This is a genomic window from Geofilum rubicundum JCM 15548 (assembly GCF_000974365.1).
GTDB classification, from domain to species: Bacteria; Bacteroidota; Bacteroidia; order Bacteroidales; family Marinilabiliaceae; genus Geofilum; species Geofilum rubicundum.
The window spans coordinates 75,889-93,818 of the sequence record NZ_BAZW01000006.1; the positions used below are offsets into that span (position 1 = coordinate 75,889).

A 17,930-nucleotide genomic window follows, 5' to 3' on the forward strand; every position below is an offset into this window, starting at 1 on the left:
GCTTATTTAGGACAGTTAAAAAAAACGGGGGTTGGCCGTGTTGATTTTATAGCCAAAATCAAATTGTAATGAAATTTCGTGACTGCCACTGTTTAAACTGCTAAGGTCCCCGGTGGGGTAATCGAAGCTGTAAGTGACTCTCAGCTGTGGGCTGACCTGCCAACCGGCCATGCCTATTATTTCACTGTTGGTACGGTAAGTGATGCCCGTCCAGACACGGTTTTGAATCAAGGCATTGGCGGATATGTCCACAATGGCAGACTGGTCAGGGTTGTACCTTATCAGGGTAGAAGGTTGCAGCGATAACTGCGGGTTGAGTTGGTACAGATAACCGGCCGTGATCAGAATATTGGTCCGGGATGGCTCAAAAACGGGCGATTCATCGTCAAAGGAGCGTTATAGAAAAGATCCGGAACAGATAAGCCGGCAAAGAATTGGGGGCTGTACCAGGCGATTCCAAAACCCAGCATGGGGTCGATGTGGGTCTCACTTTCACCAAAGGCGGGATCTTCCGGCTGGGTCAGACTGATCTTATCCCAACTCGATTTGGACGACAAAAGGCCGGCATTCAGACTGAGGGCCAGCCGACTGTTGGCCCCTGCTTTTATACGATAGGCATAGGCTGCTGAAAATCCTGTGTTTCGGACAATGGATATGTTTTCGTTGAAGAAGGAAGCGCCCAGAGCAACCTGGTTGTTTTTTAAGGGGGCATGTATGGAAAAGAACTGGGCGTTGGGGGCATCCGGGATTCCGCTCCATTGCATTCGATAAGCTGCAAAGGCAGTCAATGTTTCTCGGGAGCCCGCGAAAGCCGGATTGATGGCAAACTGATTGTGCATGTACTGGGTCATTACCAGTTCTTTTTGAGCAACAGCGTTGACACAAAGGGCACTCAAAAAGATGATGGTCAGGAATTGCTTCATTGTATATCGGCTTTAGCGGATGGAACGTTTGATAATCAGATAGTCTTTGATTTCTACACCCTTTCCGCTGAATACGTAATAATAATAACCTTCCGGAAGGACTTCTCCATTTTGTTTGGTCCCCTTCCAGTTGTTTTGATAATTAGCGGTTTTGTAAACAACGGAGCCTTGCTGGTTGAAAACAATCAATTGGTTGTTTTCGATGAACTCCGCTCCCGGAATTATAAACAGGTCGTTTTTACCATCTCCGTTGGGCGAAAATCCTGTTGGGTTTTGGAGGCCCTGCACGGTAATCCCGACTTCCTGCCAGACCGGTTCGCACAGACCATTGGTGACGGTCCAGCGCAATAGGGTCTGTCCAAAATCAAGTTGGGTTAACTCTGCCTTTGGATCGTTTAATTGAGAAATAAGGCCAGAGCCCGCAATAACGGTCCAGGTACCCACTCCAAAGGGCGGCGGCGTTGCATCCAGAATGTAGGATGCCTGTTGATACAACAGCGTGTCTTCTCCCGCCGAAATATCGCCATCCGCCAGCTGCTCAAAAAAGGTGACCACCAAATGGTCGCTGACTGCGCAGTCCTTGTTTTCGACGGTCCATGTCAGCGTTTTGCTTACTTCTCCTGTGAAAGGGTCCGGCTCAAACAGACTGTTTTTATCATTGTTGTTGCCGAAGCTGCCGCCGCCGCTCCAGGTGCCTGTCCCGATGGGTGGTTCTGCCGCTGAAAGCGTCACCTCCTTACCGCAGACCTCCCTGTCATTGCCGGCATTGGCAGTGGGCAGCAGGTCGACCACGGTGGCCATTGTGCCAGGCTCGTTTGTATAGCTGGTGGAGCAATCATTGACGTCTGTAACGGACAGCAGCTGAAAGCTGGTCTCTCCTGTCAGCGTATGAATTTGTGTAGGGTTGTTGTCAGAAGTGGTGAACTGACCCGTTTCAGTACCGTAAGAATAATGGACCTCCCAGGGGCCATAGCCCTGAAGCTCAAAATCGATCTCCGCATCGCCGGTACCACAGATCTCACTTCCGGTTGAAAGGGTGGCCGAAGGTTGTCCCCAAAGAGCCACAGACACCTGATCGGAAACACGGCAAGCCCCATTGGTCTGGGTAAAGGTCAATTCATACGTCCCATCCTCGTCTGCCGTAAAAAGGGGATTGGTGATATTGGCGTCACTCAAAGAAGTGCCCGCAAGGGCTTCCCAATTATAGCTGTTGCTCTCGGTGCCCGGGGTGGCATTGAGCGTCGCAGATAAACCGCAGGTAGCTATGTCATCGCCTGCCGTAAACGGAGAAGAGGGCGTTTTGAAGAGGGTGACGGTGGTGGATCCACCGACATCTTGGCCTGTGTATTCAGTGCCGTTTCCATCTATGGCCTTATCGATTCTTATTATAAGCTCACCATAGCTATAGGTTAAATTGTCAAGTAACAGGGTTCTGCTGTAGGTGTAATTGTTATCATTTGAGGAGGGGTCATAGTTCTCCACAAAAGAGCTGGTGTTGGTGCCTCCTGCATGACTGATGCTAATCCAGGCATCAAACTGGGGGTCAAAATCTTCCCCAAATTTGATTTGAATGGTCACTTCACCACTTTCGCAGAATTCGGCGTCGGGCGTAATGATTTCAGCCACAAGTTGTTCCTGCGCGAAAGTGGGCGCCGACACGAACAAAAGGGAGATCAGAAATAGAAGGAATGGGAGCCTGCGTTGCATTTGGTTTCAGTTAGGTAATTAGCATCCATAAACATAACGACTTAAAGGTTATGTTTGGCAGGGAAGGGGAGGTCATTGTCCTTTTTGACCCTTGGAGGACTAAGGAATTACCTTAATCCTGCATGGCTCTGGTCTTTTGCCTGTAATTTTATGAATTTTTAGGGAAAAAAGAAAGCCTTCTTTTTAAAATCGTCTGAAAAAGTGATTAAAAAGAGGGTTTTGTCTGCTTTGAAGCACTTGAAAACGAGATTTATCTGAAAATGCTCCGTTCCTGAGGTGGATTCCGACGCAATTCCTCACGTTGAAATTCAATGAAGTGTTCGGCAAAGCGTTCCCTGAAATTTTCTTCGGGAGCAGGTGCCGGTGAAAGAGACAGCTGGCCATGGGGATTAATCAGGTAATAGGCAGGAACGGCCATTATATTGTAGGTTTCCAGGATTTGGGGAGCGTTGGCAAAATGCAGAAAATCCCATTTGTAGGGATGGTTCTTAACAAAGCGCTCCATGGACTCATAGGATTCATCCAAAACAATGGTGACGATCTCCAGCTCCTTACGCATCCCTCTGTAAAACTGTTCCAGAACCATGAGGTCTTTTTGGCAGGCATAGTTCTGGGTGTGAATGAAGTTCAGGTAAACAAATTTACCCCGGTAGTCTTTCAGTCTCTTTTCTTTTCCTTTAGCGTCTGTGAGCTGAAAGTCAGGCGCTTCAGTGCCGGGTCTTAAACTGGATGTTTTTTGATAAAACTGCCTGGCCATTTCCCGGTTTTGTTGGGTGGAAGCATCTGTATGGGCATTTTGAAGAATATGCAGGATGGTGGCTTCGGTCAGAGTTTTATTGTAAAAGGCTTCGTATAAACCATGCAATATTACGATCTCGGTGAGGGTTCTGTTGGTGAACAGGGTATCTTGCATCGCCGAATCCACAATTTGGTGGAAAGGCCGTCTTTGTCCGATAGAGCCCAGAATCTCCGGTCGAACCTCCCTTGAAAAACCACCGGGGAAGAAGCCTTTGAAAAGAGAGTTGAAAACATCCCAGTAGATGGGGAGATGATACGCCACCGGCCTATTCATAAGGTCGGCCATCAACTGCCGCTCTTGCCGGCGCATGGCTGGTTGCCATAGTTTGAGAAAGGAGAGCTGTTTGTGGCGATGGAAGACCGGGTGATCAAAGCTGTATTTTTTATTGAGTGCGGACTGAAACTCACGCGTTCTGGTCGTGTCGGATTGTAAAAATAGTTGCAAGGCATTTTCACTGAGGAAGAAGTCTAACTCCGCATCAAATTCCGCCATGTTTCTGTTGAGCAGGCGACTTTCGGCATTGGCAATGCCCAGCAAGACTTCTTCCTGCTGAAAGTGGGGGTTGAGTCGCTCGACCTCCGTTTTGGGTTGAAATGGAGGGAAAACCAACTGATAGGATTGGCCGGGTTCCAGATAAATAGTGGCCCTGAATCGTCCCAAATCAGCAAAAGCAAAAGTGGTTTCGGAAAGGGGAAAGGTGAAATCAAAGGTCCCGTCATCGTTAATGGGCACAGATACCACAGGAGAAGTGGAAGGAATCAGGAAGTTGGTGTAGGTCTCGAATACAATATGGACGCCGGCATACTCCGGTGCATGGCCATAGAAGCGGGTGCTGTCGGGCGAACCTTGGGCACCGATGGTGCCGAAGGCCAGTGAGAGGCAGCAAGCAATGAGAATGGTTTTAAGCGTCATGCTCAGGTCTGTTTTTTCGCCTCAATGAGCTGATAGATGGTGTCGGGAATAAACTTGGAGGCGTCGCCGCCATGTTTCAAAATGTCTCGGACAATGGAGGAATTAACCGGCGTGTGTTCAGGAGTGGTGAGTAGAAACACCGAATCGATATTGGTCATTAAGCGGTTGACCTGGGCGATGGCCCTTTCGTATTCGAAGTCGGCCGCTGTACGTATCCCTCTTAAAATGCTGTGCGCATTTTTTTCAATGGCAAAATCTACCGTAAGCGATTCGTAAGGCTCCACACACACTCTGGGCTCTTTGGCAAATTGTGCTTGATAAAATCCACCCGGTCTGACACCGAAAAATAATAATGCTTGGATGTGTTATGCCCCACTGCAATAATTATTTGATCGAAAAGTTTTAAGCCGCGGGTAACAATATTTTCATGTCCTATGGTGAAGGGATCGAATGATCCCGGAAAAATCGCAATTCTTTCCATGTTTTTAAAAATTGTTTGAACTGGTAAAATTGAAAAAAATAGTTGAAAGCGCAAGGATTTTTTTAAATTTGAACAAATATGTAAATCCAGCAAATATCGTACCCACTATATTAAAATTGATTTATAATGAATTATCGATTATTAGGCAAAACAGGATTAAAAGTATCTGAAATCTCCTTAGGAACCTGGCAAGTAGGCGGAAAATGGGGTTCGGGTTTTGACCATGAAAATGCCGACTATATAATAAATACCGCCATTGATAAAGGGGTGAATTTTATTGATACGGCCGATGTTTATGAAGCCGGATTGAGCGAAGAGGCCGTCGGAAGAGTGGTGCGTTCACGTTCCGAAGAGGTTTTTGTCGCCTCCAAATGTGGTCGCCAGATCAATCCCCACGTGAATGCCGGTTATACGCCCGATGTGCTTCAGAAATATGTGGAGGACAGTCTCCAAAGAACCGGTCTGGAAGCCCTGGATTTGATTCAACTGCACTGTCCCCCAACCGAAGTCTATTACCGCCCCGAGATTTTTGAGCGCTTTGAGCGGCTGAAGGAACAGGGGAAGATTAAAAATCTGGGCGTTAGTGTTGAAAAGGTGGAAGAGGCCTTAAAGGCCATCGAATACCCCAACGTAACGACTGTTCAAATTATATTTAACGCCTTTCGGCAGCGTCCGGCCGAACTCTTTTTCAAGGAAGCCCAAAAGCGTCAGGTGGGGATCATTGTCCGCGTGCCTTTGGCCAGTGGGTTATTGACCGGGAAGTTCTCGGCATCCACCCGGTTTGAGGCGGGTGATCACCGTCAGTTTAACCGACAAGGAGAGGCCTTTGACAAGGGTGAGACTTTTTCGGGCATTGATTATGAGCTGGGACTGAAGGCCGTTAATGCGTTGAAAGCCGCTTTGCCGGGTCGCGACAATCTGGCCGCTGTGGCCTTGCAATGGATTTTGCAGTATGAAGCCGTCAGTTGCATTATTCCGGGGGCTTCACGTGTGGAACAGGTCGAGTCGAACCTGGCGGTCTTTGGGGAAACGCCGCTTACCGCTGAAGAAACAGCTGCCATCAATGACGTTTATCAAAAGTATATTCAAAAAGAGGTGCATCACTTATGGTAGTACTTGCGATATGGAACAACTGAATTTAACCACACCGGCTGTGTTGTTTTCGGCCATCTCCTTAATTATGCTGGCCTACACCAATCGCTTCCTGGCCTACGCCTCGCTGGTGCGCAGCCTGCATCAACGTTACCAGGAGGCACCGGATTCGGTGCTGCTGGGACAAATTGTTAACATGAAGCGAAGGTTGCTGCTTACGCGGGCCATGCAGATATTGGGCATTTCCAGTCTGCTGCTGTGCGTATTTACCATGTTTCTGATTTACGTTCACTGGCAGACCATGGCAGAGGTGGTTTTTGGTATCGCGCTGGTGCTGCTGATCTTATCACTGGGCACCTCTATCCGCGAAATTCAAATCTCTGTGAAGGCGCTGGATATTCAACTGGGGGATATGACGGAGACGAAATGATTATTTCACCCGCATAACCCCGAATAACTTAAACATCCATTTGGGCAAGGGTTTCTCACCGCGCTTTTGCAGGTTGAGAAACCAGCCTATTTTTTTGACCAACGGGATTTTGTGGGTTTCCACAAACTCGAGAAGGGTGCCTTCGGGTGCCTGGATATAAGCAAAATCTCCGGCTGCTTCGCCCATGTCAAAAGTGTCCATGGCCTTGGCGCTGTCAACGGTAAAGGGGAAGCCCTTTTGGCTGACTTCTTCGCGGAGTTCTTCCATGCCGTTGATGTCGTAACAGAGGTGGATAAATCCGGGATCGCCCCAGATGCGATCTTCGTATATGTCACGGGCTTCCCGATCCATGACTTGCACCAACTCCATGGTTGAATGACCTAAGAGGGGACTGAAACTGCATGGTATGCCTGGGAATGCTTCAGGAGCATTCTTCTACAGCGATGTTCGCTGCCGGGCACGCCTGCCCAATCGCTAAAAATATCGGTCCGGTCGTAAACAATCTGGTCATAGCCTAAAATGTCGCGGTAGACTTTCAGACTTTCGTCCATGTCTTTCACCCCAATGACCACCCCCAGTATGCCTCCCGTCAGCGCTTTTTGTTTAAATAAAACAAAATTATCGGCCACCACTTCCCAGATGTTCCCATACAAATCTTTCAGGTAGAAGTGTTCCGTGCCGGAGGGGTCTTTGGCGACAGGTGTGAGGATATCCAGATTGAGCTGAGTGAACTGGTCAAAGGCTTTGTGAATGTCAGCCGTTTTTAGTTTGCCGATGTTGATGCCCCAATCGCCCAATTGTAGCTGAAAACCCGGTGTTGCAGGGGCTTTCCCGGTGTGCTGCCATATTTCAAAACCGCCGCCGCCTTCCAGATTCAGCGCCAGAATGGCATGGCGCTCGCGGGGTTCTCCTTCGGTATGGTGCAGCATTAACTCGGCCATGGCAGCCTCTTCAAACATTTTGATGTCCATACCAAAATGTGTCTGATACCATTTAAAGGCGGTTTGTACATCTGTTACGCCTACGCCTAATTGCTGAATGCCGTTGATTCTTTTTGCCATTTACATTGGGTTTATTTTTCGTACTAATTTTGAGTGCCAGTTGGGAAAAAAGCGTTTAATTTTCAAAATTAGTAATTCTTTTCCACCTACGGGAATTTCTAACTTTTCTTTACGAAGGCCTCTGAGTATTTGTTGGGCCGCTTTTTCCGGGCTGATGCCATTGGCCTGACCCGGATCCATTTGTCCGTGTTCCTGCCCGCTTTTGTCAATGGCGAATTTGGAAATATTGGTACGGATGCGTCCGCCAATCAACAGGCTGATGCGGATATTATTTGGGTAATTTTCTGCTGCGATGGATTCAAAAAAGCCATGTAAGGCATGTTTGGAGGCTGAATAAGCCGAGCGGTAGGGGAAGCCGAATTTCCCTACCAGACTGGAGGCGGCTGCCAATTGTCCTCCGCCATTTTCAATCATGTGGGGCAACAGGGCTTTGGTCAATGCGACTACGCCAATGAAATTGATTTCCATGATTTTTCGATCGTTTTCGATGGGCGTTTCCGTCACAACGGAGCGCTGACTGATACCGGCAAATTGGTAGAGGGCGTTAATCTGGTAACCTTTCCGGAGGACTTCCTGAGCCGTTGTGCTGATGGCGTTGGTGTCTGACATGTCCAGTCTTCGGGTTAGGACATGGGCGCCCTTTTTTGTGGCCTCCCGGGCGGTCACTTCAAGACCCTCAGCGTCCCGGTCGGACAGGATCAGGGTGGTCTGATAGGGCGCCAGTGCAATAGCTACTGCTTTTCCCATTCCCGATGCCGCACCGGTGATCCATATTGTTTTTTTGAAGAAGTCCATTTGCAATAGGTTGATAGGTTATTAGGTCAATAGGTCGTTAGGTCAATAGGGTTAGTAGGTTGATAGGGGCATCTATAACACGCCTTTGGTGCTGGGCAACTGGTCACTGAAAGGGTCCTTGCGGATGGCGGCTTTGATGGCTTTGGCCATTGCTTTGAAAATGCCTTCAATTTTATGGTGTTCGTTGCCGCCTTCAGCTTTGATGTTTAAATTACTCAGCGAGGTGTCTGAAAAGCTTTTGAAAAAGTGATGGAACATTTCGGTGGGCATATCACCGACCTTCTCTCGTTTGAACTCAGCCTCCCATACCAGCCAGGGACGGCCGCCAAAGTCGATGGCTACCTGTGCCAGCACATCGTCCATGGGTAGACAAAAGCCATAGCGGTCGATGCCCCGTTTATTGCCCAATGCCTGTCGGAATGCCTCACCCAGCGCCAGACCGGTATCTTCAATGGTATGGTGCTCATCCACGTGCAGGTCGCCCTGCACCTGAATGGTCAGGTTAACACCCGAGTGGCGGCCAATTTGTTCCAGCATGTGATCGAAGAAATGCAAGCCCGTGCTGATGTTGCAGCTTCCGGTGCCATCCAGATCCAGCTCAATGTGAATGGAGGTCTCGGCTGTTGAGCGGTCCACCACAGCGGTACGCTCCGTTTTAAAAAGGAAGGCCGCCATTTCGTCCCAGTCGTCCGATATAAAGGCACACGCTTCCGATAGTTCCGTTTTCTGCAGTTCTGCCAATCCGGCCTCCTTTGGTCGCACCAGAATACCTTTACACCCCAGATTTTTAGCCAGTTCGATATCTGTCAGGCGGTCCCCGATGACCAACGAACCTTCCAGGTTGTAGTCCCCGCTCAAATACTCGCCCAGCATCCCTGTACGTGGTTTGCGGGTGGGGGCATTGTCCTCAGGAAAGGACCGGTCGATATGCACGCGGGCAAAATGAATGCCTTCGCCTTCGAGCGTGGTCATCATTTTGTTGTGCGCCGGCCAAAAAGTGTCTTCGGGAAAGGCGTCGGTTCCCAGACCGTCTTGGTTGGTCACCATAACCAGCTCAAAATCCAACTTGGACGCTATCAGATAAAGATTACGAATGGCTTTGGGATAGAAGGTCAGTTTTTCCAGGCTGTCCACCTGATAGTCCACCGGTGGTTCCTTTATAATGGTGCCGTCACGATCTATGAACAGGACTTTTTTCTTCATTTTTTGCATGTGTTACGGTTGCAGAATATTGTTTTTTAACCAGATGTCGAGATAGGCCGTCCAGTAGGCTACATGGCCCGTGGTGCGAAAGCCAAATCCGTGGCCCCCCACCGGTAAAATGATTTTGGTAACCGCAACGCCTTTTTGCGTCAGGTTGTGCGCATATTGCTCGGTGTTGATGACCGGCACGGCACCATCATCGGCCGAATGAAGCATGAATGTTTTCGGCGTTTCTTCCGTGATCTGGTTCTCCAATGAAAATTTTTCGATGAGCTCAGCGTTTGGTGTGGTTCCTATCAGATGCTCTCTGCTGCCCATGTGCGTGTTTTTGGCATCCATGGTGATAACCGGATAAATGAGGATGGAAAAATCGGGGCGAACATCCTGACTGCTCAGGCGTTCGTTCACCGGCTCACGGAAAAGAGTGGATGCCGAAGCGGTCAGGTGGCCGCCGGCTGAAAACCCGATAATGCCAATGTTTGTGGGGTCGATGTTGTATTGGCCGGCTCTGCTCCGCACCCAATGTATGGCTTCTTGGGCATCCATCAGGGGCACAAAGGCCGAGTTGTTGGTCAGTTCTTCATCGGGCAGACGGTACTTGAGTACAAAGGCTTCGAAGCCTCGTTCTGCAAACCATTCACCCACCATCATTCCTTCATGGTCAAAGGCTTCACGTGCATAGCCGCCACCGGGAACAATCACAATGGCTGGTTTTAGGCTGTCCGATGCCTGTACCGCCGGATAGTGGTAGAGTTGAGGAATCGAAACTTTGGAAACGCGGGATCCCTCGTTTATCTCGGCCACATGCACGCCTTTTTTGTTAAAAGGCGCTTCTGCTTCCCACAAATTAATGGGGTTTTGACTGAAGATGGTGGTGGCTGTCATCAGTAGGAGTAAAGTGATTGTATTTTTCATATATTTGTTTTTACTGGCTGAGGGCTCCATTTATTATTGGAGGCCGCTTAATTGGTTTATCAGGGCTTTGTTTTCTTCCGGGGATCCGATGGTGATTCTGAGACATCCGGCGCATAAGGCAACGGATGATCGGTCGCGGATAACAATTTTTCTCTCTACCAAATAGTTGTAAATTTTTTTGGCATCGGGCGTTTTCAGAAGAAGAAAGTTGGCATCTGAGGGGTAAACATGGTGGACAAAGGGCAGTTGTTTCAGGTGCTCAGCCATTTTCAGGCGTTCTGCTATCAATAGCTCAATCCAATCCTCTGTGGCCACTTTGTTTTTCGAAATCAGCTCCATGGCTTTTTGCTGGGTGAGCACATTCAGGTTGTAGGGGTATTTGATGCGACTGAGAATTTGAATGATGTCGGGACTGGCAAAGGCCATGCCCAAGCGAATGCCGGCCATGCCCCAGGCTTTCGAAAATGTTTGAAGAACCACCAGGTTCGGGTATGCGCTGAGCTGGGGAAGCAGGCTTTTGCCAGGGGCAAAGTCGATGTAGGCCTCATCCAAAACCACAATGCCTTCAAAGGTGGTCAGTAGTTGTTTGATGTCGGCTTCATGAAAGCAGTTGCCCGTTGGGTTGTTGGGCGAGCAGAGCCAGATGATTTTGGTCTGCTGGTCCACCGCCTTGAGCACCGCTTCTGTGTTGAGCTCGAAATCGGGGGTTAGCAGTACTTTACGGACTTCAATGTCGTTGGTCTCGGCCGCTACCTGGTACATGCCATAGGTGGGGTCGATGGAGACCACATTGTCTACTCCCGGTCGGCAAAAAGCCCTAAATACCAGGTCGATGGCCTCGTCCGAGCCGTTGCCCAGAAAAATGGAAGAGGGGTCACATTGTTTGAGTTCGCCTATGACCCTTTTAAGTTTGCGCTGATGCGGGTCCGGATAGCGGTTGTAGGGTGCATTGAAGGGGTTTTCGTTGGCATCCAGAAAGATGCCTTCTTCGCCGCTGTATTCATCCCGTGCCGAGGAATAGGGCTTCAGTCGGAGGATATTGGGGCGCAGCAATTGTTCGAGTGGCTTCATGAATAGCTATTGGTTGATGGCGAATGATTTTAAACTGTTTAATCGAAGGGTGACGGCATTTTTGTGCGCCTGAAGCAATTCGGCTTCGGCCATCGTCTCTATCACAGGTCCCAAATCGCGCAAACCCTCTTCCGTTATTTTCTGGAAAGTGATTTTACGGATGTAGCTGTCGAGGTTCACGCCAGAATAGGTACGCGCATGACCGTTGGTGGGAAGGGTGTGGTTGGTGCCGGAGGCATAGTCTCCTGCGCTTTCCGGTGTGTAATGCCCGATAAAAACAGACCCGGCATTGACCACTCTTTCGGCCACAGAGGTGGCATCTTTTACGGCCAGAATGAGGTGTTCAGGAGCGTAGCGGTTGCTCATTTCCATCATTTCATCCATGGAGGTCAGCAGGAAGGCGCGACTGTCTTCCAGAGCTCCTAAGGCGCCTGCTACGCGTGGCAAGACCTTCACCTGCTTGTCCACTTCGGCCAAAGTGGCATCGAGTAAATCCGGACTGGTGGTTAGGAGGATGACCTGACTGTCGGCACCATGTTCGGCCTGCGACAGCAAATCGGCCGCCACAAAAGCAGGGTTGGCCGATTCATCTGCCATAATCAGGACCTCTGAGGGACCAGCCGGCATGTCAATGGTGGTCTCGTTGATGCTGACCAGTTGCTTGGCTGCGGTGACAAAGCGATTACCCGGACCGAAAATTTTGTACACACTGGGAACGGTTTCGGTGCCATGGGCCATGGCGCCTATGGCTTGTATGCCCCCTATCTTGTAGATTTTCTTGATGCCGGCCATATGTGCCGCAAATAAAATAGCGGGGTGCACTGCGCCGTTTTTATCCGGCGGGGTGCATAATATCACCTCTTTACAACCTGCAATTCGCGCGGGAATGCCCAACATGAGCACGGTGGAAAACAGCGGGGCTGTGCCACCCGGAATATACAATCCAACCTTCTCAATGGGCACACTTTTTTGCCAGCAGATAACGCCCGGTTGCGTTTCCACGCGGGTCATGGGCTGCCACTGACTGATGTGAAATTTCTCGATGTTGGCCGCTGCCGTCCGAATGGCTGCCTTTAACCCGTCAGAAAGTTGGCTTTCTGCCCTGGCAATGGTTTCTGAAGGAATTTGGAATTCATTACCGGTATAGCCATCAAATTTTTCGGAGTACCGGGCTACTGCCTGGTCGCCTTCGAGTTTCACTTCGTCCAATACCTTTTTTACGGTGTCGTATAATCCGGAGACGTCGGTCGCCGGACGCTTTAACAAGGTGCTCCAATCGGATTTTGGCGGATTGATGTATTTTTGCATGTTTTCGTCGCTTAATCGGTTGTTTACAGAATCATTTTCTCAATAGGAATGATGAGTATGCCCTGTGCCCCATTGGCTTTCAGCTGGTCTATCACATCCCAGAACTGATCTTCCTGTATGACCGAGTGTATGGAGCTCCAGCCTTCTTCAGCCAAGGGCAATACGGTGGGACTCTTCATGCCTGGCAGAATGCTGACAATCTCTTTGACCTTGTCGTTGGGCGCATTCAATAGCACATATTTGTTGGAAGAGGAGGCCTGAACGGCATCAAAGCGGAACAGCATCTGGTTGAGAATCTCTTTTTTATCCGCCTCCAGATTTTTGTTGACCACCAGCAGGGCTTCTGATTTCATAACAACCGCCACTTCTTTGAGGCTGTTGGCGACCAGGGTGCTGCCCGAACTAACAATGTCAAAAATGGCGTCGGCCAATCCTATGCCCGGGGCAATTTCTACCGATCCGGCTATTTCATGGATGTCTGCTTTAATTTTTTTCTCATCGAAAAATTTCTTCAGGATTTTGGGATAGGAGGTAGCGACTTTTTTGCCATCAAACCAACCCACTCCCGTATAGTGCTCGCTTTTTGGGATGGCCAGTGATAAACGACATTTGCTGAAGCCGAGACGCTTGACGATATCCAGCTCGTAACCTTTCTCGAGGTATTCATTTTCTCCGACCACCCCCATGTCGGCCACGCCGTCAAAAACGGTCTGCGGGATGTCGTCATCCCGCAGAAAAAGTGCTTCAACGGGAAATCCGGTCGATTGGGCCACCAATCGGCCATTGCCAATATTGAATTTGATGCCTGATTCTTTCATCAAGCCCATGCTGTCATCGTGGAGGCGACCTTTCTTCTGCAGGGCAATTCTTAATGTCGTTTCTGTATCCATGTTCATCTTTATCTGTGTTTAAGTTATTGGTCTTAATATCTTTGAATATGATGTAAGTTACATTTCTCCAAATTAGTTTCAAAATTACTTAAGTCTGTTATATAGTAACATCTCAAACGAAAAAAGGCTCACCGCACAGGGTAAGCCTTTTTGTAATATGATACACACAACAAGCCCACCCCTATTTTAGGAGATGATGATGAGCGTTGATGTGATGGATGAAATTCATAGCTGAAAAATTAGTTCATTGCAAAACTAGGATAAATTCTTTTTGATTCAAATTTTTTGCCCGAAAAATGTTTCAATTTGCTGGTTGACTTGGGCAAGGCTGATGTTTTATGATCATTCTCTTGCTTTTTTTGGTCAATTGTTCAGCCGGGTGGTGGCATTTACTGAAAAAACTGTAAATTAACGGGGACTTTTTTTGAAAAATGGGTTTTTTAGAAGAGAGAGGCCGTTGTTAATGCGGAACTTTTTCGGTCCCGGGATTTGCTGTTCAAGCGAAAAGAATAAAAGATGAGAATGATACCTATGAAAACGCTTTGGTTCCTTTATTTGATCATGATGGCTATGGTTACATCGTGTGGAATGACAAAAGATAAGGCTGAACAGGCCATTGAAATTAATGGGCCTTGGGAGTTTTCTGAAGCCGGGACCAATGAATGGCTGTCGGCTAAGGTTCCCGGAACGGTGCATGCCGATTTGTTGGCCAATGGAAAGATGGCGGATCCGCATTTCAGAAAGAACGAAAATTCGGTACAATGGGTGGAAGATAAGGACTGGGTGTATCGCACCACCTTCCAGGTAGATGCGGACATCCTGAACAAAGATTTGGTGGAGCTGGATTTTCAGGGCCTGGATACCTATGCGGATGTATATCTGAATGACAGTCTGCTCTTATCGGCGGATAATATGTTTGTGGGATATGTGGTGGATGTGAAAGCGGCGCTTGTGGAGGGCAAAAATAGTTTACGAGTCTATTTTCATTCCCCGGTAGAAAAAGGCATGGAAAAACTCAGGCAGTTGGATTACCTGATTCCGGCAGTGAATGAACAGGCCCCTGAAGCGGAAAGAACCAATGTTTTTACGCGCAAAGCCCCTTTTCATTATGGATGGGACTGGGGACCGCGACTGGTAACTTCAGGGATATGGCGCCCGGTGGTTTTGCGGGCTGCTGATAAGGCCCGTATTGAGGATGTATTTGTTGAAACCGTGGCCATTTCTGAGGATAAAGCCGAATTACGTGGTTTTGTGGAAGTCATTGTGTTGGAAGAGGGGATCTACGAATTGACCTTAATGGCCGACGGGGATTTGGAGGCTTTCCGGACCAAAGTCAATTTGGCACCCGGTCTGCAATTGGTGCCTGTAAGTTTCGATATTCATCAACCAAAACTATGGTGGAGCAACGGATTGGGTGATCCTTACCTTTATCATTTTCAATTTGAATTACAGAAGGAGGGGGAAGTAGTTGGCGAACATGCTCTGAATTTTGGGGTACGCACCCTTCGGTTGGTGCAAACACCCGACGAGGAAGGCCGCAGTTTCTATTTTGAAGTCAACGGCGTCCCTGTTTTTATGAAGGGGGCCAATGTGATTCCATCGAATACCTTAACACCTTCTGTGGATAAGGTGACCTACGAGCGTTTAATAGGGAATGCCGTTGATGCCCATATGAACATGCTGCGTGTATGGGGCGGTGCGATTTATGAAGAGGATTATTTTTATGAGTTGTGCGACCGCAACGGCATATTGGTATGGCAGGATTTTATGTTCGCCTGTGCTTTGCAGCCTGGGGATAAAGCCCACTTAGAGAATATTCGGCAGGAGGCGGAGTACAACGTGAAGCGTTTGCGAAATTATGCCTGTATGGCCTTGTGGTGCGGCAATAATGAAAACCTGCATGGTCTCCACCATTGGTGGAACGATATGTTTGAGCCCGAAGTGGAGGCTTACATGTGGGAGACTTACAACCGGATATTTCTGGATATTCTGCCTGCCGCTGTAGAAAAGCACCATCCGGGAATGGATTATTGGTCCACTTCCCCATCGGCTTATGGGGATCAACTGGCCGATCGTCTTTCAGGCGATGAGCACGACTGGACCATCTGGTTTGGTCAAAAGCCTTTTTCGGCCTATGGGGAAGATGTGCCCCGGTTTGTCAGCGAATACGGTTTGCAGGCCTTTCCGGGCATGCACACCATCAAAGATTTTTCCACGGAAGAAGATTGGGCATGGGATTCAGAGGTGATGCGTCACCGGCAGCGGGGACAAATGGGATATGTGGAGCCGGACTTTGATGGCAATGACATGATCCGCCGTTACATGGCACGCTACTATCAGGTACCTGAAAAATTTGAGGATTTCGTCTATGTCAGCCAACTTTTGCAGGCCAAGGCCTACAAAACAGCCCTGGAGTCCCATCGCCGGAATATGCCGCATTGCATGGGATCCCTTTACTGGCAGCTCAATGACAGCTGGCCAACTATTTCATGGGCGACGGTTGACTTTTACGGCAGATGGAAGGCGGCGCACTATGCCGTGCGTAAAGCCAATGAAGAAGTCATTATTTCTTCCGTGGTAACCGGGAACCGTATCAAGGTTTTTGCGGTGAGTGACCGGCTGGAACCATTTGAAGGTGAGCTAAAAGGGACGCTGATGGGCTTGAACGGCACGGTGTTGTTGTCTGAAAAGGTGCCTGTTTCTGTGGCGGCCAATACCTCCACTGAAATATTTGAAGATACATTTGGCGCCTTTATTACCCCTGAAATGGACATTAGTTCACTGATGGTCGTGCTGGAATTGATAGAGAAAGACAGTGTCATTGCCGACAACATCGCCTACATGGCGGAGCCCAAAGATTTGCCGCTGGCCAGGGCGGAGGTGAAAACCACCATGGAAGCTACAGATAAAGGCTATGCCCTTACCCTGACATGTCCTGTACTGGCTAAGGATGTATTTGTAGATACCCCCCATGGCGATGTGTTTGTATCCGAGAATTATTTTGACTTGATACCCGGACGACCCAAAACCATTCAGCTGATAAGCAGCCATTCCCTCGATAGGGATAAGGATATTGTGATAAAAACCCTGAATGACTTGAAGTAATTGGTTTGACGGGTGGATGTTATTAATGCAGATAATTAGGTGAAAGTGATTGAACTTTACAGACTACTAAAGGCGATGTTGTATGGCCAAGCGGAGCCGGTAATGCCCCAAGGTTTGGTCACTTGCGTGCATTGAAAATGTATTTGGGTTAATGAGCCTAACAGCGGCTGCTTCATCATAAAAATAATTGGCGGGACAGAGACTACGATGAAGATTTTTCTTTTAGCTTTGCGGTGTAAGTCAAATGAAAAATAGAATTATGTCCATTGTTCGTCATATCCCCAATGCCTTAACCAGCGGAAATCTTTTTTTGGGAACAACCGGTGCTTATTTGGCGCTGGTTGGCCGGCCCGACCTGACCGCCTGGTGTGTTTTAGCCGCGGCGCTGCTTGATTTTCTGGATGGCTTTGCTGCACGCATGCTTCATGCGTACAGCGATATAGGCAAGGATTTGGATTCATTGGCCGATTTGGTGAGTTTTGGTGTGGCGCCTGCAGCTGTTTTGTCGGCCATGGTGCATTTTTCTTTGACAGGGCAGTGGAGTGGGCTGTTTTTGACACTGGAAATGACTCAGCAAGCCCTTGTTTTGATGCCCTTTTTGCTGGTGGTGTTTTCTGCTTTGCGCTTGGCCAAGTTCAATAACGATGAACGCCAGAGCGAAAGTTTTATCGGGTTAACCACTACGGCTACCGGCATGTTTACTGTTTCTTTGGCTTACCTCATATTCAAAGAAGGGGGATGGTGGCTTCAATTGACCAACCCTTGGGCTGTTTTGGCAATGGTTGCTGTGTTCTCTGCTTTGCTGGTCAGCGAAATACCCATGTTTTCGCTTAAATTTAAAAGCTTTGGGTGGAAGGGGAATGAAAACCGCTATGTTTTGTTAGTGGTGTCGCTGTTTGCCCTGGTATTTCTGCAGGTCGGTGCTCTGGCAGTGATTGTGCCGGCCTATGTATTGTATTCTATAGTGCTTGCGGTAAGCATACGATCGAAAATATCCAACAAAAAAGCAGGGTGACTCATAAATGTTACCCTGCTTTTTTGTGATGCACATTTTATGCGTTTTCCTGGTCTGCCGCTTTTTCATCCGCTTCGGTAGCCGCTTTCCATTTTTTTTCAAAATAGAGAATGGCAAAACGTGAGGCAAAGTAACTGACGATAATGGTAACGAACCAGAGTGAATACCAGAGTAGGGCAAATGAATAACTCATGTCTATGCGTTTTAAAAGTTCAATTTTTAA

Annotated in this window: 19 protein-coding genes; 4 read left to right on the plus strand and 15 right to left on the minus strand. The window is 48.5% G+C overall.

Going from position 1 to position 17,930, the window contains the following annotated elements:
- Positions 1-15: 15 nt before the first annotated feature.
- The 6 genes from JCM15548_RS25055 to JCM15548_RS23065 form a co-directional block, all read right to left on the minus strand.
- Positions 16-348, minus strand: a complete 333-nt coding sequence (locus JCM15548_RS25055; RefSeq protein WP_083984978.1) for a type IX secretion system membrane protein PorP/SprF — start codon at positions 346-348, stop codon at positions 16-18.
- A complete protein-coding gene (locus JCM15548_RS25060) occupies positions 342-923 on the minus strand; it encodes a PorP/SprF family type IX secretion system membrane protein (RefSeq protein WP_062122828.1) in 582 nt (193 codons plus the stop codon). Before JCM15548_RS25060 ends, JCM15548_RS25055 begins: the two co-directional genes overlap by 7 nt.
- A gap of 12 nt (positions 924-935) precedes the next feature.
- Positions 936-2,630, minus strand: a complete 1,695-nt coding sequence (locus JCM15548_RS04930; RefSeq protein WP_083984979.1) for a T9SS type B sorting domain-containing protein — start codon at positions 2,628-2,630, stop codon at positions 936-938.
- A gap of 250 nt (positions 2,631-2,880) precedes the next feature.
- Complete coding sequence (locus JCM15548_RS04935; RefSeq protein ID WP_062122832.1) at positions 2,881-4,341, minus strand: redoxin domain-containing protein; 1,461 nt, start codon at positions 4,339-4,341, stop codon at positions 2,881-2,883.
- Between the two features lie 2 nt (positions 4,342-4,343).
- The gene (locus tag JCM15548_RS23060) at positions 4,344-4,625 is read right to left on the minus strand and encodes a nucleotidyl transferase family protein (RefSeq protein ID WP_227625482.1); all 282 of its coding nucleotides are present in this window, start codon (positions 4,623-4,625) and stop codon (positions 4,344-4,346) included.
- Positions 4,598-4,822: an adenylyltransferase/cytidyltransferase family protein gene (locus tag JCM15548_RS23065; protein WP_227625503.1), complete on the minus strand. Its 225-nt coding sequence runs from the start codon at positions 4,820-4,822 to the stop codon at positions 4,598-4,600. The genes JCM15548_RS23060 and JCM15548_RS23065 overlap by 28 nt, the downstream gene beginning before the upstream one ends.
- A gap of 126 nt (positions 4,823-4,948) precedes the next feature.
- Here JCM15548_RS23065 and JCM15548_RS04945 point away from each other — a divergent pair, with 126 nt between their 5' ends.
- Complete coding sequence (locus JCM15548_RS04945) at positions 4,949-5,935, plus strand: aldo/keto reductase (RefSeq protein ID WP_062122833.1); 987 nt, start codon at positions 4,949-4,951, stop codon at positions 5,933-5,935.
- A 10-nt stretch (positions 5,936-5,945) separates the two neighbouring features.
- Positions 5,946-6,344, plus strand: a complete 399-nt coding sequence (locus tag JCM15548_RS04950; RefSeq protein ID WP_062122834.1) for a DUF2721 domain-containing protein — start codon at positions 5,946-5,948, stop codon at positions 6,342-6,344.
- On the opposite strand, the gene JCM15548_RS23070 is transcribed toward JCM15548_RS04950, so the two are convergent.
- The 8 genes from JCM15548_RS23070 to hisG form a co-directional block, all read right to left on the minus strand.
- Positions 6,345-6,713, minus strand: coding sequence for a VOC family protein (locus tag JCM15548_RS23070; RefSeq protein WP_227625483.1), 369 nt, complete (start codon positions 6,711-6,713; stop codon positions 6,345-6,347).
- Between the two features lie 11 nt (positions 6,714-6,724).
- Positions 6,725-7,405, minus strand: coding sequence for a VOC family protein (locus JCM15548_RS23075; RefSeq protein ID WP_227625484.1), 681 nt, complete (start codon positions 7,403-7,405; stop codon positions 6,725-6,727).
- Positions 7,406-8,200: an SDR family NAD(P)-dependent oxidoreductase gene (locus tag JCM15548_RS04960; protein WP_062122835.1), complete on the minus strand. Its 795-nt coding sequence runs from the start codon at positions 8,198-8,200 to the stop codon at positions 7,406-7,408.
- A 72-nt stretch (positions 8,201-8,272) separates the two neighbouring features.
- Positions 8,273-9,403: a bifunctional histidinol-phosphatase/imidazoleglycerol-phosphate dehydratase HisB gene (hisB, locus tag JCM15548_RS04965; protein ID WP_062123005.1), complete on the minus strand. Its 1,131-nt coding sequence runs from the start codon at positions 9,401-9,403 to the stop codon at positions 8,273-8,275.
- Positions 9,404-9,415: 12 nt separating this feature from the next.
- Positions 9,416-10,318 (minus strand): alpha/beta hydrolase, encoded by a 903-nt coding sequence (locus tag JCM15548_RS04970; RefSeq protein ID WP_083984983.1) that lies wholly within the window; start codon positions 10,316-10,318, stop codon positions 9,416-9,418.
- A gap of 33 nt (positions 10,319-10,351) precedes the next feature.
- Positions 10,352-11,389 carry a histidinol-phosphate transaminase gene (hisC, locus tag JCM15548_RS04975; RefSeq protein WP_062122839.1) on the minus strand — a complete coding sequence of 346 codons (1,038 nt, stop codon included), beginning with the start codon at positions 11,387-11,389 and terminating at the stop codon, positions 10,352-10,354.
- Positions 11,390-11,395: 6 nt separating this feature from the next.
- Positions 11,396-12,697, minus strand: a complete 1,302-nt coding sequence (gene hisD, locus JCM15548_RS04980) for a histidinol dehydrogenase (RefSeq protein ID WP_062122840.1) — start codon at positions 12,695-12,697, stop codon at positions 11,396-11,398.
- A 23-nt stretch (positions 12,698-12,720) separates the two neighbouring features.
- A complete protein-coding gene (gene hisG / locus JCM15548_RS04985) occupies positions 12,721-13,593 on the minus strand; it encodes an ATP phosphoribosyltransferase (protein WP_227625485.1) in 873 nt (290 codons plus the stop codon).
- A gap of 582 nt (positions 13,594-14,175) precedes the next feature.
- On the opposite strand from hisG, the gene JCM15548_RS04990 reads away from it, so the two are divergent.
- Both JCM15548_RS04990 and JCM15548_RS04995 read left to right on the plus strand, forming a co-directional pair.
- Positions 14,176-16,692: a beta-mannosidase gene (locus JCM15548_RS04990; protein WP_227625486.1), complete on the plus strand. Its 2,517-nt coding sequence runs from the start codon at positions 14,176-14,178 to the stop codon at positions 16,690-16,692.
- 244 nt (positions 16,693-16,936) lie between these two features.
- A complete protein-coding gene (locus JCM15548_RS04995; RefSeq protein ID WP_227625487.1) occupies positions 16,937-17,707 on the plus strand; it encodes a CDP-alcohol phosphatidyltransferase family protein in 771 nt (256 codons plus the stop codon).
- A 37-nt stretch (positions 17,708-17,744) separates the two neighbouring features.
- Here JCM15548_RS04995 and JCM15548_RS22225 read toward each other — a convergent pair whose 3' ends face one another.
- Positions 17,745-17,900: a hypothetical protein gene (locus tag JCM15548_RS22225; RefSeq protein WP_173427648.1), complete on the minus strand. Its 156-nt coding sequence runs from the start codon at positions 17,898-17,900 to the stop codon at positions 17,745-17,747.
- Positions 17,901-17,930 lie beyond the last annotated feature (30 nt).